The organism is Rhizobium sp. Leaf371, from assembly GCF_001424045.1.
GTDB lineage: Bacteria > Pseudomonadota > Alphaproteobacteria > Rhizobiales > Rhizobiaceae > Ferranicluibacter.
The window spans coordinates 367,323-389,712 of sequence record NZ_LMQB01000028.1 but is presented as its reverse complement, the minus strand read 5'-3'; the positions used below and the strand labels follow the sequence as shown (position 1 = coordinate 389,712).

The window sequence follows — 22,390 nt, the reverse complement described above, 5'->3', positions numbered from 1 at the left end:
GGCGATGATGGAAACGCAGATGGACAACCGAAACCCCCTCCTCCGCGTCGAAGGCCTGCGCGTCAGCTATCGCAACGGACGGACCTATACACCGGTGGTCAAGGGCGTCTCCTTCGATCTCGGACGCGAGCGCCTCGGGATCGTCGGCGAGTCCGGCTCGGGCAAATCGACCATCGGCCGCGCGCTCCTGAAGCTGCTCCCGACGGCGCGGATCGAGGCGGAGCGGATGGAGTTCGAGGGTACGGATCTCCTGGCCGCGACCGAGCGTCAGATGCTTTCGATCCGCGGCCAGCGGATGTCGATGATCCTTCAGGACCCGAAGTTTTCGCTGAACCCGGTGCACAAGGTCGGCGACCAGATCGCCGAGGCCTATCGCGTCCACAACAAGGCGTCCGCTCAAGCGGCCCGCGAGAGGACGCTCGCCATGCTTGAGGCGGTGAAGATCCGCGATCCCGAGCGGGTTTACGGTCTTTATCCGCATGAGGTGTCCGGCGGCATGGGCCAGCGCATCATGATCGCCATGATGCTGATCCCCGAGCCGCAGATCATCATCGCCGACGAGCCGACCTCCGCGCTCGACGTCACGGTGCGCATGCAGGTGTTGAACATCCTCAACGAGCTCGTCACCAACAAGGGCATCGGCCTGATCATGATCAGCCACGACCTGAACCTCGTGCGCAATTTTTGCGACCGGGTGCTGGTCATGCGCCATGGCGAGGTGGTGGAGGAGCGTGCCGCGCGCGACATGCAGAACTGCGTTCACCCCTACACCCGCGGCCTCCTGGCCGCCCAGCCGCATATCGGGGGAAGCCGTCGCCCGCTGCCCGTTCTCAACCGCGAGCCGCTTGTACGCACCACACGGGAGGCCCAGCCATGAATGCCATCGATGTCAGAAACGTCTCGATCGATCTCGGCTCGGGCGCGGCCAAGCGGCGGATTCTCGGAGATGTCGCGTTTTCGGTCAAGCCGGGCGAATCCTTCGGGCTCGTCGGCGAATCCGGCTCCGGCAAATCGACCATCCTGCGCTGCATCGCCCGGCTTCTGACGCTCTGGGACGGTGCGATCGAGATGGAGGGCACGTCGATCAAGGACATGCCCTTCACGGACTACTGCCGCATGGTGCAAATGGTGTTTCAGGATCCCTACGGCTCCCTGCATCCGCGCCAGTCGATCCGTACGGCGCTGCAGGAGCCGCTGCGCATCCACCGCATGGACCGGCAGTTGGAGCGGATGGAACGGGCGCTGACCGATGTCGGGCTCGATCCGGCCTTTCTCGCCCGCTACCCGCATGAGCTTTCCGGCGGCCAACGCCAGCGTGTGGCGATCGCGCGTGCCCTGATCCTCGAGCCGCGCATCCTGCTTCTGGACGAGCCGACCTCCGCCCTCGACGTTTCGGTGCAGGCCGAGGTGCTGAACCTGCTTGCGGATCTGCGGACACGGCGCAATCTCACCTATCTGTTCGTCAGCCACGATCTGGCGGTCATCGACCATATGTGCGAACGACTGGCGGTGATGCAACATGGGCGTGTCGTGGAAGTCATGGATCGCTCGGTGCTCTCGACGGGCAAGGCAAGCGACCCGTACGCCCGTGAATTGATCGAAGCGAGCCTTGCCTACGACCAGGCCGTCTGACGGTCGCTGCCTTTTGGAGGGACCTGAACAATGACCATGGACGCCGACAATCCCGCCTCGTTTCCTCCCGCCGCGCGCCGCCGGGAGACGTTGAGTTCCCAGGTGGTCCGCACCCTTGCGGACCGCATTCGGCAGGGCGACTATTCCCGCGGCTCGCAATTGCCGACAGAGAAGGTTCTGATCGACGAACTCGGCGTCAGCCGGACGGTGATCCGCGAGGCGATCGCCAATCTGCGAGCGAGCGGTCTCGTTTCCATCCAGCACGGGGTCGGCGCTTTCGTGCGCGACGATGCCGGCGTTCCCCCGTTCCGCCTTTCGAACGAGCGTCTGACGATGGTCGAGAACCAGCTGAAGGGCCTCGAATTGCGCATCGGCATCGAATCCGAGGCGGCGGCCCTGGCGGCCGAGCGCCGGACACAGACGGATCTCGACGCCATGACCGCGGTCTGCGACGCAATGGACAAGGCCATCGAGCACATCGCCCGCGACAGCCAGACCGATTTCGAATTCCATTGCGCCGTCGCGAAAGCCAGCCAAAACGAGCATTTCTTCGGTATTTTCAACTATCTCGGCGAGACGCTGATGCCCCGCATGCGGCTGCAGACTCACAATGTCGAGGATGCCGTGTTTCAGGCGAACCTCGCGCGGGTCAATACCGAGCATCGACTGGTGCTCGCAGCGATCGCGCGGCGCGATATCGACGGTGCGCGACTGGCGATGCGGCAGCACCTGACCGTCAGTCGCGACCGGATGATCGAACGCATGCGTCTCGGTTGATGATCGACGATGAAAATATGCCGGATCTCGCAAGGCGCCTGCGGGACAGGAACAGCTTCGCCTGGAATTTCGATCCCGACATATCCGACGTCGCGACATGGCAGAGAGAGAAGCGCGCCGCCGTGCGCCGCGCCCTCGACATCGAGACGATCGCCACACCGTCTGCAAGCGTTCTTGCCGAATGGGATGACGGCGGGCTTTCTGGCCAGCATCTGCGCATCGGTTTCTCGAACGGAGAGACGGCGGACGCCTACTGGCTGCGCCCGCAGACGCGAGGCCCGGCGCCGGGAATCCTGCTTCTCCATGATCATGGCTCCTCCTTTTCCATCGGCCGGCAGAAGCTGATCCGGCGGCCCGACGAGGAACACGATGCCGCCGTGCAGTCAGCCGACTGGGCCCGGCGCCTCTACGGCGGTCGCCACCTCGGCAATGCGCTGGCCCATCGGGGTTACAGCGTCCTTTGCGTCGATGCTCTGGGCTGGGGCGGCCGGGCGGGCACGGGTTACGAGGGACAGCAGGCTCTGGCTGCAAACCTCATGCAGTTCGGCCAGTCGCTCGCGGGTGTCTTGTTGAGGGAGGATCTGGAAGCGCTCGAACTCCTCCGGCATCTCGACGGCATCGACCCCGAGCGGGTGGCGAGTTTCGGCTTTTCGATGGGCGGCGCCCGGGCCTGGCAACTGGCAGCCCTGTCGTCCGGTGCGAAGGCCTGTGTCGCCGCCGGCTGGATGGGCACACTTTCCGGGCTGATGCAATCCGGCAGCAATCAGTTGCGCGGTCAGTCGGCGTTCTACCTGCTGCATCCGGCCATCGCAGGCCGGATCGACTATCCCCATCTCGCGGCCCTTGCCGCCCCGAAGCCGGCCTTGTTTCTCAGCGGCCGCGACGACCGGCATTTTCCCGAAACCGTGGCCACCGACGCCTTTCGCCAGATGCGCGGCATCTGGGATGCCACGCGTGCATCGGAGGCGCTCCAGACGCGGATGGTGCCGGGTGGCCATGTGTTCGATGTTCAGCCACAGGAGGACGCGATCGACTGGCTCGACCGCGTCCTTTGACCCTCAGGCGACGAGGTTGGCGTTGATGAAGTCGAAGTTGATGTCTTCGCCGAGGCCCGGCTTGTCGGAAATGTGAACATAACCGTCCGCGTCCATCGGATCGACCAGACCGTTCAAATATTCGAAGCCATCGTCGTATTCCAGGAAGGGATGCAGAAGCCCGCGCTCGTACCAGTTGGCATTCTTCGAGCAGGCGGCAACGATGAGGTTCGGCGCACCGTTCCCATGGATTTCGCAGTTCATGCCGAAGGATTCGGCCAGATGCATGCATTTCATCGCCGGGCTGATGCCGCCGACGTCGTGAACGCCGGTCCGCAGGATGTCGCAGGCCTTGGTCGCGATCCATTCCGCGCGGCTGAAATGCTTGCCGCCGGCACTTTCCGGACCGAGAACCGGAATATCGAGGTTTTCGGAGAGCCACGCGTAGGACATCGAGCTCTGCTCGTCCATCGGCTCCTCGATCCAGTCGAAGCCGAGCGCTTCGAGGCCGCGGCCAAGCTTCAGGGCGTCTGTGCGGGTGTACCAGTGGAAAGCGTCGATCATGAGATGGATATCGGGACCAACGGCTTCGCGCACGGCCGCACAGGCCTTGAGGTCCATATTCACATCCGGCGCCCAGGAGACGGGCGGCATCCATGTGTGCAGCTTGATGCCCTTGTAGCCCCGCGCGACGAGCTTTTCGCCGAACCGGCCATAATCCTCCGGCGTTGACAGGCCATTCTCCAGCTCGTCGCCGCACATGATCGATCCATAGGCGAGCATTTTCTCGCGATAGGTGCCGATCAGCTTGTGCACGGGCATGTTCAGCTTGCGCCCGGCGAGATCCCAGAGCGCGCAATCGATGATCGCCAGCGTCCGGTCGGTCAGCTGTGCGGCGCTGCCGCGCTGCCAATGCGCCAGCTCCTGCCAGAGCCGCTCGCGCGCGAACGGATCGGCGCCGATCAGCACCTTCTTCACGAATTTCTCGATGATATGCGGCCGAACGACCTCCGGCGCCGCGAAGCAATAGCCCTCACCCCCCTCGTCATCGACGATGGTCAGGAGCGCAAGGTTCACCTTGTGCGCCGGTCCCGGATGGGCGTGACCCGCTGTGTCCTGATGGCGATAGGTGGTGTGGGCAAAGATGCGCACATGAACGTCGACGATTTTCACGAAAAATTCCTCCTGGGATAAGCGTGGCGCGGTCGCTGGAACGCCGGCGTCAGGCCAGCGTGTAGGCTGTCTTGACCACGGTGAAGAATTCGGCGGCATAGCGCCCCTGCTCGCGCGGGCCGAACGACGAGGCCTTGCGCCCGCCGAACGGCACGTGGAAATCGACGCCAGCCGTGGGGAGATTGACCATGACCATCCCGGCTTCCGCATTGCGTTTGAAGTGGGTCGCGTGCTTCAGGCTGGTCGTGGCGATGCCGGCCGAAAGGCCGAAGGGGGTGTCGTTGGAGATGGCGAGCGCGTCGTCGTAATCCTTTGCCCTGATGACGCTGACCACCGGGCCGAAGATCTCCTCGCGCGAGATGCGCATCTGGTTCGTCGCCTCGGTGAAGAGCGTCGGCTGCAGATAGAAGCCGGGCGTGTCGCGTGTCAGCACCTCGCCGCCGAAGGCCAGTCGCGCGCCTTCCGTCTTGCCGATGTCGATATAGTCGGTGTCCTGCTTCAACTGCCGCTCATCGACGACAGGGCCGATATGCGTGCCGGGTTTCATGGCGTTGTCGACCGTCAGGGTCTTCAGCCGCTCGGTCAGAGCCGCGACGAAGCGGTCGTGAATGCCTTCGGTGACGATGAGCCGCGACGACGCGGTGCAGCGCTGTCCCGTCGAGAAGAAGCCGGAATTGGCAGCGGCCTCGACCGCGACCGAGAGGTCGGCATCGTCCAGCACCACCATCGGGTTCTTGCCGCCCATTTCCAACTGGAACTTGCGGTTATGCTCGATCGATGCGAGGGCCACCCGCTTGCCGGTCCCGGTGGAGCCCGTGAAGGTCAAGCCGGAGAGATCGGGGCTGTCGAGCAACGCCTGACCGACAACGGAGCCGCGCCCCATGACAAGATTGAGCACGCCCTTTGGCAGGCCTGCGCGGTTGAGGATATCCACGATCGCCCAGGCGCAGGCGGGAACGAGATCCGCGGGTTTGAAGACGACTGTATTGCCGTAGCAGAGCGCCGGCGCGATCTTCCAAGCGGGAATGGCGATCGGAAAATTCCAGGGCGTGATGATCCCGATGACGCCGAGCGGCTCGCGCGTGACCTCGACGCCGATCCCCGGCCGGGCGGACGGCACGGTCTCGCCGGCCAGCCGCAAGGCCTCGCCTGCGAAGAAATCGAAGATCTGTGCGGCGCGCGTCACCTCGCCGATGGCCTCCGGCAGGACTTTGCCCTCCTCCCGCGCCAGAAGCGCCCCGAGCTCTTCCTTGCGGGCGAGGATCTCGTCGGACGCCTTTCGCAGGATCGCATGGCGCTCCAGAATGCCGGAGCGAGCCCATGCCGGAAAGGCAGCTTTCGCGGCGGCGATGGCCTGCTTCGCATCGTCGGCATTGGCCTGGGCATAGAGCCCGACCACATCGTTGGTATCCGACGGGCTCAGGTTCTGGGAGGCTTGCGAGCCGACCCACTCGCCGGCAATCAGATTCTGGTAGATGGTCATGCTCGTCTCCTCCTGAAATCGGCTGGGGCGACGTGTTCCGCTCCCAGCCTGGGCTCGCACGCGAACGGCTAGCCGACGTCTAGTTATCATATAACTGACGTATGTCATCCTATAATGCTTTGGTGAGACGTCAATAAATTTCTTCCTGACCGCGCGCCCCATGGCCTATCTTCGTGATAAGACGAGACGAAACAGAGCGTTCGCGAAGCGGGGATTCTTGAAGAGATCGGACCACGACATCAAGGCAACGCCCGTCCGCAAGGGCCGGAACCTCGTCGCCACGGTGAGCCAGAGGCTGCGCGCGGCCATCGCCGAGGGACGGCTGAAGCCGGGTGAGAAACTGGCGAGCGAGAGCGGCCTGACGGAAGAGCATCAGGTCAGCCGAACCGTCATCCGCGAGGCCATCGCCTCTTTGCGGGCCGATGGCCTTGTTGAAGTGCGCCACGGCGTCGGCGTCTTCGTGCTCGCCCCGCAGCCCAAGGCGCCCGGTGCGTTGCAGGGCGTCGATCCGAACCGGGTCTCGTCCATCATCGAGATGCTCGAGGTTCGCGCAGCGATCGAAATCGAAGCGGCCGGTCTTGCCGCCGGCCGCTGTTCGCCCGCGCAACAGGAACTCATTTTCGAGGCGCTGCATGTCATGAATCAGCAGATCGCTTTGGGCACGGCCACCGTAGAGAGCGATCGTGCCTTTCACCTGGCGATTGCCGACAGCACCAACAATCCGCGCTTCCGGGAGCTTCTTCAGGCGATCGGGGAGCAGATGATCCCGCGCTCGCTTCTGGGCAGCGACCGGTCGGACGCGACATCGGCCGATTATCTCTCCCAGATTCAGCATGAACACGAGATCATCGCTCGCGCCATCGCCGACCGGGATGAAGCGGCCGCGCGCGATGCGATGCGCCACCATCTGAAGGGAAGCCAGCAGCGCTATCGGGCGATGATGCGCAACACACGCGGCTCGACCTGAGCATAGATCATACAAGTGTTGACAGAGATAATATCTCTTGCTAGTTTTCTCTCAGATGCAACATTTGGAGATGACTGCCCGTGTCCTTGGATCCCCTCGAGTTGAAGCAGGCGCTTGGCGCCGGCCTTCTGTCCTTCCCCGTCACGCCGTTCGGCGCCGACGGGCTCTTCAATCGCAAGGCTTATGAGGCGCATGTCGGCTGGCTCGCAGGCTTCGACGCGACGGTCCTCTTTGCTGCCGGCGGAACCGGCGAGTTCTTCTCGCTCGAGCCGTCCGAAATCCCCGACATCGTCGCTGCCGCCAAGGCGTCGGCGGGCGCGACGCCGATCGTCGCCGGCTGTGGCTACGGCACGCGCATGGCAATTTCCATCGCCAAATCTGCCGAAAAGGCTGGTGCCGACGGCATCCTTCTGTTGCCGCACTATCTGATGGATGCGAGCCAGGAAGGCCTCTACCAGCATATCAAGACCGTCTGCCAGTCGGTCTCCATCGGCGTCATGGTCTACAATCGCGACAATTCGATCCTGACCGCGGACACGCTGTCGCGCCTCTGCGACGCCTGCCCCAACCTTGTCGGCTTCAAGGATGGTTCGGGCGACATCGCACTTGTCCGCCGCATCACGGCAACGATGGGCGATCGCCTGACCTATCTCGGCGGCATGCCAACGGCCGAACTCTTTGCAGACGCCTATCTTGGCGCAGGCGTGACGACCTATTCCTCGGCCGTCTTCAACTTCGTGCCGGCGCTCGCCCAGAAATTCTACACCGCGCTTCGGGCCGGCGACCTCGAAACCACGAACCGCATCCTGATCGACTTCTTCTACCCGTTCATGGATATCCGCAACCGGCAGAAGGGCTACGCCGTCTCGGCGGTCAAGGCGGGCGTGCGGCTGATGGGCTTCGATGTCGGCCCTGTCCGCGCGCCGCTGACCGACCTGACGGCCGAAGAGGTCCGGATGATGGAAGCGCTTTGCGAGCCCTATCGCAACATGCCCGCGACGGCCCAAGCCGCGGAGTAAGCCGCGGAGTAGCCAAGATACAGTGCATGAGGGCCCCGGCAATGCCGGGGCTTTCGTGCGTTGTGGAGAAATGAGATCAGCGACGGGGCGCGTTGCGGAAGACGATGCACGCACTGCCGGCCTTGCGCACGATGGCGCAAAGGGCATCCGCCGCGCGACGGGTCTCGCGGCCGATCCGGGCTGCGTAGCGCGGACGATAGCCGAAATTGCCGCCGCGCTGGAGGACGACAAGCGCGCGTTCAGCATTGTAGGGCGCCGGCAGCCGGGCCACGGCCAGCGTGAAGAGCTTCATCGCTGTTCCGGGATTATAGTGGCCGGCCAGCTGGACACCCCACGGCGCCCAATCGGCAGAGCCTGCAAGGACGGGATCGCGGATGATGCGGCTGGTCGCAAGCGCAAGACAGGCATCCGCAAAGGGTTTGTTCGGGTCGAGAACCGGTGCGGCGGTGGCGGGCGGACTGGTTTTCCAGGTTTCGGCGGGATGGCCGGTGATGGCGAAGACATAATCCTGGGTCTCCAGCGGCAGCCGGCCCGTGGCGAGAAAGCGCGAGAGCCCGCCCTCCCCGGCATTATAGGCCGCCGCGGCAAGCCCAAGATTGCCGAACCGCAGGCGGAGTTCCTGCAGATAGGCGGACGCCGCATCGAGCGACTGGATGACGTCGAAGCTGTTGCCGAGCCCGCGCAGGCGCGCCGTGCCCGGCATGAACTGGGCGATGCCCTCGGCCCCCTTCGGACTGACGGCTTCGGGGCGGAACAGGCTTTCGCGCCAGAGCAGCCGCGCGAAATAATCCGGCGGAAGATCCGAGCGTCGGGCGAAATGCTCGATTGCGCCGCAGAGATCCGCATTGAAGCTTGCCTTGCGGATGCAGAGCGAAGGCGCGGCCGCGCCACCGTCGTAGAGGCATCCGGCGTCCCGGTCCTCCTTCGTCTGCGCGACGGCGTCCGTCCCTTGCCCGGCAGAGACAAGGGCGGCAAGCAGCAGCGCGGAAGACGCGCCTATCTTGACGCGGGCAAGCGAGGCAGCGTTTGCCCTGCGCTCCCGCCACGTCGCCCTCCCCCGCTGTGCAAGCATTGCAAGCCTCAGCGGGTCATGAGATCGTGCCAGGCAAGACCGTCGCGGGCGAGGAGATCGGCCGCGGCATCCGGGCCGAGCGAGCCGGGAACGTAAAGCTCGGGCTTGCCGCCTTCTGCCCAACGGTCGAGGAACGGCTGCACGGCACGCCAGCCGGCTTCCACCGCATCCGCGCGCTGGAACAGGGTCTGATCGCCGGTCAGGATGTCGTAGAGCAGGGTCTCGTAGCCGTTCAGACGACCGATATCGAACAAACCGGCATAACGGAAGTCCATCACCGCCGGCTCCACCGCCACGCCGATGCCCGGTCGCTTGATCAGCATATCCAGGCTGATGCCCTCGTCGGGCTGGATCTGGATCACGATCCGGTTCGGCGGCAGATGGGCGTTTCTCAGGCGGGGAAACTGTGCGAACGGCACGGGCTTGAAGGTGACGATGACCTCCGTGTCCCGCACGGACAGCGCCTTGCCGGTGCGCAGGTAGAAGGGTACGCCGGCCCAGCGCCAGGTGTCGATCATCAGTTTCAGGGCGACATAGGTCTCGGTGGCGCTGTCCGGTTTCACATCGGGGGTTTGGCTGAAGGCGGGGATCGTCCGGTCGCCGAGCGTACCGGACGTATAAGCGCCGCGCACGCTGTTTTCGGCCGCCTCCTCCGGCTCGTAAATCCGGATCGCGCGCAGCACCTTAGCCTTCTCGTCGCGCACGGCTTCCGCATCGAAGCTGATCGGCGGCTCCATCGCCACCATGGAGAGGAGCTGGAACAGATGGTTGGGCACCATGTCGCGAAGCGCGCCCGTTCCGTCGTAGAAGCTGCCGCGCGTACCGACGTCGACGGTTTCCGCCGCCGTGATCTGGATATGATCGATGCTGTCGCTGTTCCACAGCTTCTCGATCATCATATTGGCAAAGCGCAGCGTCATGATGTTCTGGACCGTCTCCTTTCCGAGGAAATGGTCGATACGGTAGACCTGTGTTTCCGAGACGCGGGCGAGGATGCGCGCATTGAGGGCTTTGGCCGAAACCGCGTCGTGGCCGAACGGCTTCTCGATCGCGATGCGGCGAAACGCGCCGTCGCTTTCCGTCGCCAGGCCGTGATCGGCAAGCTTCTCGACGATATCGCCGAAGAAGCGCGGCGGCACGGCCAGATAGAAGACCGCATTGCCGGTCAGTTCCGCGGCGAGCTCGGTGTAGATCTGGTCCGCCGTGAAGTCTCCGGCGCGGTAGTGCAGTCTCGGACGAAGGCTCTTCCAGGCATCCGCGCGCTGGGCGTCGCCCGCACCGAAATGGTCTGCGCCGAAAGTCTCCAGGCCGGTGCGCAACATCTCGTCGTCGCCGACATCCTTGCCGATGCCGAGAACGATCGTCGACGGGCTGATCAGGCCTTCCCGCTCCATGTTGATGAGCGCGGGTACGAGCAGGCGGCGGGTGAGGTCTCCTGTCGCGCCGAAGATAACCAGTGTGGCGGGCGGTGCGGGATCGAGATTGCCGAGGGCTGCGCCTGAATTGCTATCGGCGGTCTGCTGAACGCGGGCTGTCGGTGTGGTCACACGGGGTCTCCTTGACGGGTCGCAGCCGCACCGGCAACCGGCAGGCTGCTCGTACGGTCGATGCGAGAGATAGGGCGGACAAAACCGGCTTCATCGGGCGATTGGCGGGAAAGGCAGGAAAGGCAGGCGTTGACTGAATCAGTTCTATCGATATGAATTGAAAATGCATCGGGTCAGCGTGGAGTGGAATGTCGTGAGCCGTAATTTTCTGGTCGTCGATCCCGAAGAGAACCAGGCCGTGCTCAAGGGGCTGGCCTCTCCGGCCCGTGTTTCGATCCTGAAACTGTTGCAGAATAAGGGTCCGATGAACGTCAACGACATCGCCGACGTGCTGCAGTCGCCGCAGTCCAGCGTCTCGATCAACATCCAGATGCTGCAGGAAGCCGGGCTGATCCGCACCGAAACCATCAAGGCGCGCAAGGGAAACCAGAAGATCTGTCACGCACTCTATGACGAAATCCTGATCGTCCTGAAAAACGATATCAAGGAAACGGAACAGGATTCCATCGAAGTGTCGATGCCGCTCGGCCTTTATACGAGCTTCGAGGTCTCCGCGCCGTGCGGACTTTGTTCGGTGGATGGCATCATCGGACTTCTCGATGTCCCGAGCACGTTTCTGGACCCCGACCGCATGAAGGCCGGCCTGATCTGGTTCACCCGAGGCTATGTCGAATATCAGTTTCCCAACAATGCGCGCCTTGCCAATACCGAGATCCGGGAGCTGGAATTCGTTCTCGAACTCTCGTCCGAGGTTCCCGGCACGAGCGCCGACTGGCCGTCCGATATCACGCTCGCCGTCAACGGCGTCGATGTGGCAACCTGGACCTCTCCAGGGGATTTCGGAGATAAAAGAGGGGTTTACACGCCGGATTGGTGGAAACTGAAGGGCTCGCAATACGGCAAGCTCAAGAGCTTTCGCATCAATGACGAAGGCTCCTATGTCGATGGCATGCGCATTTCGGACATCCGCCTCGCCGATCTCAAGCTCGAAGTCCATCATTCGATCCGGCTTCGGATCGGCGTTCTCGATGATGCCAAGCACCCCGGCGGCATGAATATTTTCGGCCGTGGATTCGGCAACTACGATCAGGATATCCTGCTGCGTCTCCGGACAAGAAAGTAAGTTACGACTTTCGCACTGCACAACACTTTCCGCTTGACGCTCCGTCTCCGCTCCGCTTAATTCATCTCAAATCATGATACATATCATGAAATATGAATTACTCGGGAGGACGGCATGAAGGCGACGGTTATCGCCCATAGCAAATTCACGATCTCGGAGATCGACCCGCGGCTCTATGGCTCGTTCATCGAGCATCTCGGCCGCGCCGTCTATACCGGGATCTACGAGCCGGACCACCCGACGGCCGACGCCGATGGCATGCGACGGGACGTCATAGACCTCGTGAAGGAGCTGCAGGTTCCGATCGTCCGTTACCCCGGCGGCAACTTCGTTTCGGCCTACAATTGGGAAGACGGTATCGGCCCGCGCGCGGAGCGTCCCGTTCGGCTCGATCTCGCCTGGCACACCTCGGAGAGCAACCAAGTCGGCATTCACGAATTCGCAGACTGGTGCGAAACCGTGGGTACGGAGATGATGCTCGCGGTCAATCTGGGATCGCGCGGCCTCGACGAGGCCCGCAACTTCCTCGAATATGTCAATCACGAAGGCGGAAGCACCTGGAGCGACAAGCGACGCGCCAATGGCCGCGAAACGCCCTTCGACGTCCGTCTCTGGTGCCTCGGCAACGAAATGGACGGCCCCTGGCAGATCGGCCACAAGACCGCCGACGAATACGGACGTCTGGCGCATGAGACGGCAAAGGCGATGCGCGCGTTCGACAGCCGGCTCGAACTCGTCGTCTGCGGCTCGTCCAACGCCCACATGCCGACCTACCCGCAGTGGGAGGCGACCGTGCTGGAGCATACCTACAACGAAGTCGATCACATCTCGCTGCACATGTATTTCGAGAACCGGGCCAAGGATACGGCGAGCTATCTCGCCCGCAGCCTCGAACTCGACACCTATATCGGCACGGTGGCCGGTGTCATCGCCTATGTAAAGTCGAAGAAGCGGTCCAAGAAGGACGTCTATATCTCCTTTGACGAGTGGAACGTCTGGTACCACTCCAAGGAGCGGGACAAGGTGATCCTCGAAGGTCACAGCGGCTGGCCGGAAGCGCCGCCGCTGCTGGAGGACGACTACAACTTCGAAGACGTGCTGCAGGTCGGCTGCATTCTCAACACCTTCATCAACCGCGCCGACGTGGTGAAGATCGCCTGCCTCGCGCAGCTCGTGAACGTCATCGCGCCGATCATGACGGTGCCCGGAGGCCCGGCCTGGCGCCAGACGATCTTCTACCCCTATTATTACGCTTCGGTCTATGGTCGCGGCACGGCGCTGAAGCTGATGGTGGACAGCCCCACCTATGCGGTCGAGGACATCGGTGCGGTCCCCTATCTCGATGTCTCCGCCGTCCATGACGCGGCATCGGGTCATGTCACTTTCTTCCTCGTCAACCGGCATCTCACCGAGGCGCTTGATCTCGATGTCGGGCTGCTCGAATTCGGATCGCTGTCGATCGTCGAGGATCAGGTCATCGCCCATGCGAACCTCGGCATCACAAACACGGCCGAGGCGCCCGACACGGTCGTGCCGGTCAAGGGCGAAGGTGCGTCCTTTGCTGACGGCCGCCTCACGGCATCGATCGCGCCGCTCAGCTACCGGATGATCCGGCTGAAGGCCTGACGCAAGGGCAGTCCCGGACCGGAGGAGGAAACCCGGTCCGGTGACGCGAAATGACGGCAGTTTGGGTGGATGGTCGGGCGGGAACCCGCGCCGTCGCCGGGAGGACATGATGCAGACCTGTGTTTTAGACGATGCCGGCAGGAGGCTTGCATGACCGCGCAGATCGAGATCGACGGCGTCACGAAACGCTATGGCGCAATGACGGTGCTCGAAAACCTCTCGCTGTCCGTCGAGGCCAACGAATTCATGGTGTTTCTCGGCCCGTCCGGCTGTGGAAAATCGACGCTGCTGCGGATGATTGCCGGACTGGAAAGCGTTGACGAGGGCACGATCTCGATCAATGGCGAGCGGATCGACACGCTGCCGCCCGGCCAGCGCGGCATCGCGATGGTGTTCCAGTCCTATGCTCTCTATCCGCACATGACCGTCGCCGACAACATGTCCTTCGGCCTGAAGAATATCGACGTGCCGCAAGGTGTCATCGATGCACGCCTCGCGGAGGCCGCCCGCATGCTGGAAATCGGCCATCTGATGGAGCGCAAGCCCGGCCAGCTTTCCGGCGGGCAGCGCCAGCGCGTCGCCATCGGTCGCGCGATCGTCAAGGAACCGAAGGCCTTCCTGTTCGACGAGCCTCTGTCGAACCTCGATGCAGCCCTTCGCGTGCGAACCCGCGTCGAGCTCGCCCAGCTGCGCAATCGCGTGAAGTCGACCATGATCTTCGTGACCCACGACCAGATCGAGGCCATGACGCTCGCCGACCGGGTGGTGGTCATGAACAACCGCAAGATCGAGCAGATCGGTACGCCGATGGACATCTATCTTCGGCCGGAAAGCCGGTTCGTCGCGACCTTCGTCGGCTCGCCCACCATGAATTTCATGCCCGTGACGCTGTCGGAAAAAGGCGGCTTTCTGGTCGCGAGGCTTTCAGACGGCGCGGAGCTTGCCACCACGATCCGCGGCGATGGCGTGACCGCGGGCGAACAGACGCTCGGCATCCGCGCCGAAGCCGTCCGCCGCGCAGAGCCCGGCGCCATCAACACCGTCCCCGGTCGGGTCGAGGTTCTGGAACGGCTCGGCGACCGCACGCTCCTCTATGTCAGGCTGCGGGATGGCAGCATGATCGTCGCCGAAGATATCGGCATGAGCCGCGTCGCCATCGGCGACGAGATCGCGCTCTCGCTCGACGGCACGCGCACGCATCTGTTCGATGCCGAGGGCCGCGCGCGTCATGCGGAGGACATGAGCCATGGCTGATCTCGCCCTCGCCCGCAAAGCCGAGACCACGGAAGCTGCAACAGGGCGTCGGCGGGTCCAGAACGTCAACGCCCCGCTCTGGCGCAACGCGATCTTCGTCGCGCCCTATCTGGTGTTCTTCGTGCTGCTGCTCCTCGTCCCCTTGTTTTGGGGCATGTGGATGAGCCTGCACAAGGCGGATGCCTTTTCCACCGGCCGCTTCGTCGGACTTGCCAATTACACCCGGCTCTTCAACGACCGGATCTTTCTGCAGGCCATCGGCAACACCTTCTATTTCGTCCTCCTGACGGTTCCTGCGCTCGCGCTGATCGGCCTGCTTCTCGCGTTGGCACTGAACCGGCAGACGCGCACGGCAGCCGTGCTGCGAACCATCTTCTTCGCCTCGTCCGTCTTGTCCGTCACCATCGTCACGCTCATCTGGCGCATCGTGTTCGTCCCGGGCTTCGGGCTCCTGTCCACGGTCTATGGCTGGTTCGGTGCGACGAGCCCGGCCTTCCTGTCCGATCCGAAGCTCGTCATGATCGCCATCGCCATCGCCACGATCTGGTGGTGCATCGGCCTGCCGATGATGCTGTTTCTCTCCGCGCTCCAGCAGATCCCCGGCGATATCTACGAGGCTGCGGCGCTCGACAATGCCGGACGCTGGCGGACCTTCCGGTCCATCACCTTCCCCTCGATCAAGCGCACCTTCGTTCTCGTGGTCGTCATCCAGATCGTGCTGCAGTTCCAGCTCTTCGGGCAGGCGCGGCTGATGACGAATGGCGGACCCAACAACGTGTCCACGCCGCTCGTGCTGTACATCTACGACGCCGCCTTCAAGCGGTGGGATCTCGGCCTCGGCGCTGCGGCTTCCGAAGTCCTGTTCGCTCTCATCCTCATCGCCGCCATGATCCAATACGCCGTTTCACGCCGAAAAGGAGAGGACGCATGAGCGCGACGACAGCCTCCCCCGCGCCGACGACCGCTGGCGGTCCCACGGGAATGGTCGGTCGCAGCACGGGCGATCGCATCATCCTCGCGCTCACCATCGCCACGGCCGTCATCATGATGGCGCCGCTGGTTTGGGTCGTTGCTCTGTCTCTCAAGGACAACAAGGAACTGATGGCGAGCATGAACGCCGTGTTCCATGCGCCCTATACGCTGCAGAACTACCTGAACATCCTCACCACCTCTTCGGTCTTCCGGTGGATTCTCAATAGCCTCATCGTTTCCGGCGGCGTGACGCTGGGGACGCTGGTGCTCTGCTCGCTCGCCGGTTACGGCTTTGCCCGGCTCAACTTTCCCTTCCGCAACGCGCTGTTCGTGATCGTGCTCGTCGGTCTCGCCATTCCGGAACAGGCCGTGCTGATTGCGCGTCACCAGCTCTTTTCCTGGGTCAAGCTGCACAACACCTATCCGGGCCTGATCCTGCCCTGGCTGTCGGCGCCGTTCGGCGTGTTCCTGATGACGCAGTATTTTCGCGCGATCCCGAAGGAATTGGACGAGGCGGCCCTTCTCGACAATGCCAGCCGCTTCAAGATCTTCTGGAAGGTGCTGTTGCCGCTGACGGTGCCCGCCCAGGCGACGCTCGGCATCTTCACCTTCCTCAGCGTCTGGAACGACTATTTCTGGCCGCTGATCTCGGGCACGAAAAAGGAAATGTACACGCTGACCGTCGGGATCGCCTCGACGCAGACGAATTTCGCGCAATCCGAGGGCCTGGGCTTCCTGATGTCGCAGGCGGTGTTCGCCAGCGCGCCGATCCTGATCCTGTACCTGTTTTTCCAGAAGTACATCGTTACCGCCGTATCCGGTGCTGCCGTGCGGTGAAGAGACTGCCCGGCCTCGAGGATAAGAGGCCGGTAAACGCAATCATGACATGGAGGAGACACGCATGATGCATGTATGGAGGACGTCTATCCTGGCGGCGGCTTCGGCCCTTGCCGTGATGGCGGCGACGCCGTCGTTCGCAGCCACCGAGCTCAGCCTGCAGCGCTTCTTCGGCGCGTGCGATGCCGATTTCGGCAGCAATACCGATGTGGCCAAGGCCGTCGGCGAATGCGGGATCATCACCTCGATGATCAACAAGTTCAACGCCGACAATCCCGACGTCCACGTTTCTGTGACGACGGTGGAATGGCCGGGCTACGACCAGCTCACGGCGCAATTTGCGGCCGGCGATCCGCCCGATATCGTCTCCATCCACCATTCCGCCCTGTCGGACTACCAGTCCAAGGGCCTCCTGATGCCGCTCGACGAGGTTCTGGCCTCGGTCGGCGTCAAGCCGGGCGACTTTACCGATGCGGCGCGCGGCGGCGTGACCAAGGATGGCCAGATCTACGGCCTGCCGATCGACAACTGGACCATGCTCTATCACATCAACATGGACCTGTTTAAGCAGGCGGACCTCGTGAATGCCGACGGCACGCCGAAACTGCCAACCAGCGTCGACGAACAGCTGGCGCAGGCCAAGCAGTTCCGCGAAAAGACCGGCAAGCCCTACTTCGTACAGAACCTCGCCAACGAGGTGGCGCTCTATACGCGAAATTTCTACACCTACCTGTTCCAGCAGGATTCCGACTTCTTCGCCGATCCGCTGAAGGTGAAGCTGAAGACGCCGGAGGCCAAGAAGGTCCTGGACATGTACAAGGCCATTTACGACCAGGGCGACACCACCAAGGATATGGACTACGCCGCCAGCATCAACGCCTTCCTCGCCGGTGAAGGTGGCGTCCATCTCAACGGCACATGGGTGATCGGCGACTACACTGCGTCGTCGGAGACGGCGGGAACCGCGCTGAACAAGGGCGGCTATGCCGTCTATCCCTATCCGCAGCTGTTCCCCGGCAAGAAAGCGCAATATGCCGACGGCCATGCCTGGGGCATTTCGCAGAAGGATCGCTCGCCCGAAGAAGTCGCTGCCATCGGCAAGTTCCTGAAATTCTTCAAGGACAATGATTTCGAATGGTCGCGGACGGGGCATCTGCCGGCGGTCAAGGCCGTCTTTGAAATGCCGGAGTTCAAGGCTCTGCCGCACCGCGATACCGTCGCGCCGATCGCCACGCTCGGCACGGCCCTGCCGTCGACCGTCCAGCGCCAGTTCGCTATCCAGGACATCATCGGCCAGGAAATGAACGCCGCGATGACCGGCCAGAAAGACGTCGATGCCGCGCTCGGCGATATGGAGAACCGCATCAACGATCTGCTCGCCAATCTGTAGACGCCGGACGACATCCATAGACCTCGACGGCGTCACTCCCTGCCGAAGAGGTCAAGGCCCGCCGCTTTCCCTGAAGCGGCGGGTCGTTCGCATGCCGGGTGCCATTCGTCCGTAAATCGGGCATAACGCTGTGCACCCGACAGGAAGATGGAGAAACGATGGGCAGCGCGCGAGACAGGAGTAACCGGCATTGGGGTCTGCGTGTCGGCTTGTCGCTCTTCTATGCGGCCGCAGGCATCCTTCATCTCGCCTGGCCATCCCCGTTCCTGACGATCATGCCCGGCTTTGTGCCGAAGCCGGACGTGGTCATCGCGATAACGGGCATTTGCGAGCTTCTCGGCGCGATCGGCCTCTGGTTCCGCGCGACCGAGCGGCCTGCAGCAGTCGGCCTCGCGCTCTATGCCGTTTGCGTCTATCCGGCGAACATCAAGCACGCCATCGACGGCCTGACCGCGATCGATGCGGGCATATGGCCCTGGTTCTACCACGTGCCCCGCCTTGCACTGCAGCCGGTGCTCGTCTGGCTGCCGCTCTTTGCCGCGGGCATTCCGCGCTGGCCGTTTCGCGACCGAAATCAGGCGGTCTGACGGATCAGGGTTTGAGCGATGGGCTGAAGGCGAGAAGGCTCAGGATCTCGAACAGCATCTGTGCGCCGGCCTGGGCGGTGTTGGTGGTGCTGTCATATTGCGGCGCGACCTCGACGACGTCGCCACCGACGAAATTGACGCCTCTCAGGCCGCGCAGCAATTCCAATGCCTCCCGCGTCGTCAGGCCGCCGATCTCGGGCGTTCCCGTGCCGGGTGCAAAGGCCGGATCGAGACTGTCGATGTCGAAGGAGAGATAGGTCGGCCCGTCGCCGACGATCGCGCGCGCCTTATCAATAATTGCGCCGATGCCGAGACCGTTGATCTCTTCGGCGTGGATGACGGTCATGCCGGCATCATAGGAAAACTCCCAGAGATATTCGGACGAGCCGCGAATGCCGATCTGGATCACCCGCGTCGGATCGAGAACGCCGTCGAGAACCGCATTCCGGAACGGGCCGCCATGGTGAAACTTGGTGAGATCGTAGGCGCCGCCCGTGTCGCAATGGGCGTCGATATGGATCATGCCGACCGGCCGATCGCGCCCGACCGAGCGCAGAATGGGATGGGTCACTGAATGGTCGCCGCCGACCGAGAGCGGCAGGATGCCCCTGCCGACGATCCTGTCGATATGCTGCTCGATGTCTTCGTGGCTCATCTCCAGCCGGTAGCGGCTGCGAAAAGGCACGTCGCCGATATCGGCGACGCGCAGCTCGTGCACCGGCGCGACCTCAAGCACATGATTGTAGGGGCCGATCCGCTCGATGGTTCGCAATGCCCGCGGCCCGAAGCGGGAGCCTGTGCGGTTGGTGACGCCGAGATCCATGGGAATGCCGAGCAGGGCCACCTGCAGCGCGTCGAAGGCCTCGCTTTCGCCCGGCTCGACGAGAGGTGCCGACAGCAGCGTCGGGATCCCGGAATAGGGTGCGGCCCGCGTGCCGCTTTCGGAGAAGATATGCGCGGCCACGCGGCGAAAGCGGGGATCGCTGATCTCGCCACCATGCCCGGTCGCATATTTCTCGCGCAGTTCCCGCAATCTCTGTTCGGTCAAGGTCATCCCGGCGCTCCCGTGTTACAAGAGCCTGACGCTATCGTCGCGCGCCGGCAATTCAACCGAAATCGGGCGCGCGTCTGCAGGAATGCTCAGGCCGCCCGCGCATGGTGCGTGTCGTCGTCCTCCAACAGGCGGAAGCGGGCGACGAGGCCGGCGAGCATGTCGATATCCTCGGCAAGCTGGAGCGTGGCGGCATTGGTCTCTTCCACCATCGCGGCATTCTGCTGGGTCATCTGGTCGATCTGGTTGACGGAGCCATTGACGGATTCGAGCGATGTCGACTGGTCGCGGCTCGACAGAGCGAGGTGATCGACATGGCCGGCGATATCGACGATCTGGTGGGCGATCTCCATCAGGGCGCTGCCGGTCTGCTCCACGAACTGCGAGCCCGTGGCCACCTCGGCAGAGGATTTCGAGATCAGTCCACCGATTTCCTTGGCGGCCAGCGCGGAACGCTGCGCAAGGTCGCGGACCTCCTGCGCGACGACCGCGAAACCCTTGCCCGCCTCGCCTGCCCGCGCCGCCTCGACGCCGGCGTTCAGGGCGAGAAGGTTCGTCTGAAAGGCGATCGCGTCGATCGCACCGACGATCTGCCCGATCTTGTCGGAAGCCTCGCGGATGCGCATCATGGCCGAGATCGCATTCTGCACGATGCCGGAGGAGTTGTCGGCATTGCGCTTGGCGCGCTGGACGATGCCCTGGACGTCGTTGGCGCGGCCAGCGGCCGTGCGCACGGTGGACGAGACCTCATCGACCGCAGCCGAGGTTTCCTCGAGCGCTGCCGCCTGCTGCTCGGTGCGCTTGGCGAGATCGCCGACGGCATCGGCCATCTGCTGGCCATTGTGATGGATGGCACTGGAGATATGGCGGATCTCGCCGAGCGTCTCCCGCAGCCCGCCCACGGACGCGTTGAAATCGTTGCGCAGACGATCGAGATGCGCCGCGAAGGGCGTGTCGATGGTGAAGCTCATATCGCCACGCGCGAGGCGCGACAGGGCCTGCGCCAGCGTGTCTACCGCAAACTGCACCTCGCGTGCCGCGTCCTGGCGCTCCGCATCGCTGCGCAGCCGGTGGGCCTCGGTCTCGCGGCGCGTCGCCTCCGCCTGCTCTTCCATCGATACCTTGGCGAGCGCGCTGCCTTTGAAGACAGACAGCGCACGCGCCATGTCGCCGATTTCATCGGAACGGTTCTCGCCTGTGATCGACGTATCCAAAGCACCATCGGCGAGCCTGCGCATCGCCGCGGTGATCTGTCCGATCGGTCCCTTCAGCGTCATCACCAGCGCCGTTCCGGCGAGAAGCGCGATGAGGATGCCCACAAGCGTGGCGCCGAGCGAAATGGTATTGGCCTGCTCGCGCTCGGTCCCGGCGCTCTGCTTCTGGTTTTCGGCGAATTCCGTGAGCAGCGTCCATGTCCCGTCGATCTGCGCCGCCGCGGCATCGAATTCGGAGCGCTGCTTCTGCGACAGAGCGAGGAGCGCAAGGGCGTTCGCCTCCAAAGACGTCAGGGCCGGCTTCGCCTTTGCCGGAAGTTCGGCGAGGACCGTATCGCCGGGAACGGCGGTGGCAAGGCCTTCCACCTCCTTGCCATAGGCATAGAGCGCTTGCTGCACCTTCTTCACGCCGCCATCATCGGGAACGGCGGCAAGCTCGGCGAAGACGACGCGGATCTGGTTGGCATTGCCGACGATGGCGCGCAGCTTGTTGCCGACGCGGTCAGCCTTGGCGATCTCGCCTTCCGCAGCGGCAAGCGCCGAGACGGCGTTGCGAAGCGCGTCGTCGGACGCCGTCTTGATTGCGGCTCCGGCACGATCGAACGATGTCATCGCGGTGAGGAGATTGCCGGCCAGCAGCGGATCGGCACCAGCCTTTGCAGCGGTGTCGCCGAGCGCTGCGATCTCGGGCTTCACTGCATCGACGGCGGGGAGCGAGACTTTGCCGAGCGCCTTGAGCGTGGCTTCGAGTGCGGTGGCGACCGCCGGCAGGCCCGTCTTGACGATCTTGATGCGGTCGGCATCGCTGGGTGCTGCACTCGCCTGCTTCGCAAGCGCCTGGGCGGCAGAACCGAGAGCGCCGACCTGCAGCGCCGTCTTCAGATCGGTCTTTGCGGATTTCTCGATGGTCTTGGCGCCAGCCAGCAGAACGAAGGCCTGCTTGCCCGCGGCCGCCTGCACGGCAAGCAACGCCTCGGTGCTGGCGCCGACCTCGGTCGCGATCCGTTCGCGATCGGTTTGCAACCCCCACAGGGTTTCGATATTGGCGGCGATCGTGGCCGATTGGGCCAGCGCCTCATCGAGGCGGGTGACATCGGTTTCCGCGCGAAGGCCGTCCGCCATCGTCTTGAGGTCGGCGATTTCGTCGTTCAATTCTTTGCGTGCTGCATCGTGCGTTTCCGCCGAGGGCTGCAGAAGAAAGCGCGACATGGCGGAGAAGACCTGCTTGAAGCCGCTGAGCGATTGGAGGACGCTATTGGAGATTTCCATGCGGCCCTGGAGCAGGCCGGAGGTGTAGAGACCCGTCACGCCGACGGCGGTGATGCTCAGCACGAACGGCGTAAGCAGTACCAGCACCTTGGTCTGGATCCGGATCCGAGACATCAAACGATCGATCATGAAAGGCTCCCCTACCCCTGGGCTCTGACCGATGGATCGGTTTCTCCCGCGGGCATCCTCTCAGATGCAGATTAAAACATAATAAAACACTTACCATTCCGAAGCCCATTCCCGGGCCCCTTGCGCGACTGGCGGACACCGCGACGTGTTGTCCATGGAAAGGGATTTTGACATTGCGGCGCAGGGCGGTTCCTGCCATTGCGGCTGTGCCGGATGCCTTTTCTCTGCAAAGGC

At 63.4% G+C, this 22,390-nt stretch carries 19 protein-coding genes; 13 read left to right on the top strand and 6 right to left on the bottom strand.

All coding sequences use genetic code 11. From position 1 onward, the window contains the following. Positions 1 to 19 precede the first annotated feature (19 nt). The 4 genes from ASG39_RS21820 to ASG39_RS21805 are packed head-to-tail and all read left to right on the top strand — an operon-like array spanning position 20 to position 3,464. Positions 20 to 877 carry an ABC transporter ATP-binding protein gene (locus ASG39_RS21820; protein WP_062597087.1) on the top strand — a complete coding sequence of 286 codons (858 nt, stop codon included), beginning with the start codon at positions 20 to 22 and terminating at the stop codon, positions 875 to 877. Next, positions 874 to 1,632: an ABC transporter ATP-binding protein gene (locus ASG39_RS21815; RefSeq protein ID WP_062597030.1), complete on the top strand. Its 759-nt coding sequence runs from the start codon at positions 874 to 876 to the stop codon at positions 1,630 to 1,632. Before ASG39_RS21820 ends, ASG39_RS21815 begins: the two co-directional genes overlap by 4 nt. Positions 1,633 to 1,662: 30 nt before the next feature. Beyond that, positions 1,663 to 2,409 (top strand): FadR/GntR family transcriptional regulator, encoded by a 747-nt coding sequence (locus ASG39_RS21810; RefSeq protein WP_062597029.1) that lies wholly within the window; start codon positions 1,663 to 1,665, stop codon positions 2,407 to 2,409. Further along, a complete protein-coding gene (locus ASG39_RS21805; RefSeq protein ID WP_062597028.1) occupies positions 2,409 to 3,464 on the top strand; it encodes a dienelactone hydrolase family protein in 1,056 nt (351 codons plus the stop codon). Before ASG39_RS21810 ends, ASG39_RS21805 begins: the two co-directional genes overlap by 1 nt. A 3-nt stretch (positions 3,465 to 3,467) precedes the next feature. Here ASG39_RS21805 and ASG39_RS21800 read toward each other — a convergent pair whose 3' ends face one another. Next, on the bottom strand, positions 3,468 to 4,616 hold the full coding sequence (locus tag ASG39_RS21800) for a mandelate racemase family protein (protein ID WP_062597027.1): 1,149 nt from the start codon (positions 4,614 to 4,616) through the stop codon (positions 3,468 to 3,470). Between the two features lie 49 nt (positions 4,617 to 4,665). Further along, complete coding sequence (locus ASG39_RS21795) at positions 4,666 to 6,099, bottom strand: aldehyde dehydrogenase family protein (RefSeq protein ID WP_062597026.1); 1,434 nt, start codon at positions 6,097 to 6,099, stop codon at positions 4,666 to 4,668. A 217-nt stretch (positions 6,100 to 6,316) separates the two neighbouring features. Between ASG39_RS21795 and ASG39_RS21790 the strand changes: the two genes are divergently transcribed. Continuing rightward, positions 6,317 to 7,066 (top strand): FadR/GntR family transcriptional regulator, encoded by a 750-nt coding sequence (locus ASG39_RS21790; protein WP_244481295.1) that lies wholly within the window; start codon positions 6,317 to 6,319, stop codon positions 7,064 to 7,066. 86 nt (positions 7,067 to 7,152) lie between these two features. Then, positions 7,153 to 8,085 (top strand): 5-dehydro-4-deoxyglucarate dehydratase, encoded by a 933-nt coding sequence (gene kdgD / locus ASG39_RS21785; protein ID WP_062597025.1) that lies wholly within the window; start codon positions 7,153 to 7,155, stop codon positions 8,083 to 8,085. Positions 8,086 to 8,161: 76 nt separating this feature from the next. Here kdgD and ASG39_RS21780 read toward each other — a convergent pair whose 3' ends face one another. Both ASG39_RS21780 and zwf read right to left on the bottom strand, forming a co-directional pair. Next, a complete protein-coding gene (locus tag ASG39_RS21780; protein WP_082477416.1) occupies positions 8,162 to 9,157 on the bottom strand; it encodes a lytic transglycosylase domain-containing protein in 996 nt (331 codons plus the stop codon). Positions 9,158 to 9,165: 8 nt separating this feature from the next. After that, positions 9,166 to 10,614 carry a glucose-6-phosphate dehydrogenase gene (zwf, locus tag ASG39_RS21775; protein WP_062597084.1) on the bottom strand — a complete coding sequence of 483 codons (1,449 nt, stop codon included), beginning with the start codon at positions 10,612 to 10,614 and terminating at the stop codon, positions 9,166 to 9,168. A gap of 283 nt (positions 10,615 to 10,897) precedes the next feature. Here zwf and ASG39_RS21770 point away from each other — a divergent pair, with 283 nt between their 5' ends. From ASG39_RS21770 to ASG39_RS21740, 7 genes are all read left to right on the top strand, one after another. Then, positions 10,898 to 11,827 carry a helix-turn-helix domain-containing protein gene (locus ASG39_RS21770; protein ID WP_062597083.1) on the top strand — a complete coding sequence of 310 codons (930 nt, stop codon included), beginning with the start codon at positions 10,898 to 10,900 and terminating at the stop codon, positions 11,825 to 11,827. A gap of 114 nt (positions 11,828 to 11,941) precedes the next feature. Then, positions 11,942 to 13,453 carry an alpha-N-arabinofuranosidase gene (locus ASG39_RS21765; RefSeq protein WP_062597024.1) on the top strand — a complete coding sequence of 504 codons (1,512 nt, stop codon included), beginning with the start codon at positions 11,942 to 11,944 and terminating at the stop codon, positions 13,451 to 13,453. Positions 13,454 to 13,603: 150 nt separating this feature from the next. Next, the gene (gene ugpC, locus ASG39_RS21760; RefSeq protein ID WP_062597023.1) at positions 13,604 to 14,707 is read left to right on the top strand and encodes a sn-glycerol-3-phosphate ABC transporter ATP-binding protein UgpC; all 1,104 of its coding nucleotides are present in this window, start codon (positions 13,604 to 13,606) and stop codon (positions 14,705 to 14,707) included. Continuing rightward, the gene (locus ASG39_RS21755; protein WP_062597022.1) at positions 14,700 to 15,638 is read left to right on the top strand and encodes a sugar ABC transporter permease; all 939 of its coding nucleotides are present in this window, start codon (positions 14,700 to 14,702) and stop codon (positions 15,636 to 15,638) included. The genes ugpC and ASG39_RS21755 overlap by 8 nt, the downstream gene beginning before the upstream one ends. Then, positions 15,635 to 16,516, top strand: coding sequence for a carbohydrate ABC transporter permease (locus ASG39_RS21750; RefSeq protein WP_062597021.1), 882 nt, complete (start codon positions 15,635 to 15,637; stop codon positions 16,514 to 16,516). The genes ASG39_RS21755 and ASG39_RS21750 overlap by 4 nt, the downstream gene beginning before the upstream one ends. A 64-nt stretch (positions 16,517 to 16,580) precedes the next feature. After that, on the top strand, positions 16,581 to 17,906 hold the full coding sequence (locus ASG39_RS21745; RefSeq protein WP_062597020.1) for an extracellular solute-binding protein: 1,326 nt from the start codon (positions 16,581 to 16,583) through the stop codon (positions 17,904 to 17,906). 158 nt (positions 17,907 to 18,064) lie between these two features. Next, on the top strand, positions 18,065 to 18,493 hold the full coding sequence (locus ASG39_RS21740) for a DoxX family protein (RefSeq protein WP_062597019.1): 429 nt from the start codon (positions 18,065 to 18,067) through the stop codon (positions 18,491 to 18,493). Positions 18,494 to 18,497: 4 nt separating this feature from the next. Here the strand turns inward: ASG39_RS21740 and speB are convergent, their stop codons facing one another. Continuing rightward, positions 18,498 to 19,547: an agmatinase gene (gene speB, locus ASG39_RS21735; protein WP_062597018.1), complete on the bottom strand. Its 1,050-nt coding sequence runs from the start codon at positions 19,545 to 19,547 to the stop codon at positions 18,498 to 18,500. Positions 19,548 to 19,633: 86 nt separating this feature from the next. Then, positions 19,634 to 22,156, bottom strand: coding sequence for a HAMP domain-containing methyl-accepting chemotaxis protein (locus ASG39_RS21730; RefSeq protein ID WP_062597017.1), 2,523 nt, complete (start codon positions 22,154 to 22,156; stop codon positions 19,634 to 19,636). Between the last annotated feature and the right edge of the window lie 234 nt (positions 22,157 to 22,390).

Bases quoted from the DNA above. Each gene is read 5' to 3' on its own strand.
- ASG39_RS21820 (WP_062597087.1), top strand. From the start codon at position 20: ATGGACAACCGAAACCCCCTCCTCCGCGTCGAAGGCCTGCGCGTCAGC.
- speB (WP_062597018.1), bottom strand. From the start codon at position 19,547: ATGACCTTGACCGAACAGAGATTGCGGGAACTGCGCGAGAAATATGCG.
- ugpC (WP_062597023.1), top strand. From the start codon at position 13,604: ATGACCGCGCAGATCGAGATCGACGGCGTCACGAAACGCTATGGCGCA.
- ASG39_RS21755 (WP_062597022.1), top strand. From the start codon at position 14,700: ATGGCTGATCTCGCCCTCGCCCGCAAAGCCGAGACCACGGAAGCTGCA.
- ASG39_RS21765 (WP_062597024.1), top strand. From the start codon at position 11,942: ATGAAGGCGACGGTTATCGCCCATAGCAAATTCACGATCTCGGAGATC.
- ASG39_RS21745 (WP_062597020.1), top strand. From the start codon at position 16,581: ATGATGCATGTATGGAGGACGTCTATCCTGGCGGCGGCTTCGGCCCTT.
- ASG39_RS21750 (WP_062597021.1), top strand. From the start codon at position 15,635: ATGAGCGCGACGACAGCCTCCCCCGCGCCGACGACCGCTGGCGGTCCC.
- ASG39_RS21810 (WP_062597029.1), top strand. From the start codon at position 1,663: ATGACCATGGACGCCGACAATCCCGCCTCGTTTCCTCCCGCCGCGCGC.
- ASG39_RS21795 (WP_062597026.1), bottom strand. From the start codon at position 6,099: ATGACCATCTACCAGAATCTGATTGCCGGCGAGTGGGTCGGCTCGCAA.
- ASG39_RS21815 (WP_062597030.1), top strand. From the start codon at position 874: ATGAATGCCATCGATGTCAGAAACGTCTCGATCGATCTCGGCTCGGGC.
- ASG39_RS21805 (WP_062597028.1), top strand. From the start codon at position 2,409: ATGATCGACGATGAAAATATGCCGGATCTCGCAAGGCGCCTGCGGGAC.
- ASG39_RS21740 (WP_062597019.1), top strand. From the start codon at position 18,065: ATGGGCAGCGCGCGAGACAGGAGTAACCGGCATTGGGGTCTGCGTGTC.
- ASG39_RS21780 (WP_082477416.1), bottom strand. From the start codon at position 9,157: ATGCTTGCACAGCGGGGGAGGGCGACGTGGCGGGAGCGCAGGGCAAAC.
- ASG39_RS21730 (WP_062597017.1), bottom strand. From the start codon at position 22,156: ATGATCGATCGTTTGATGTCTCGGATCCGGATCCAGACCAAGGTGCTG.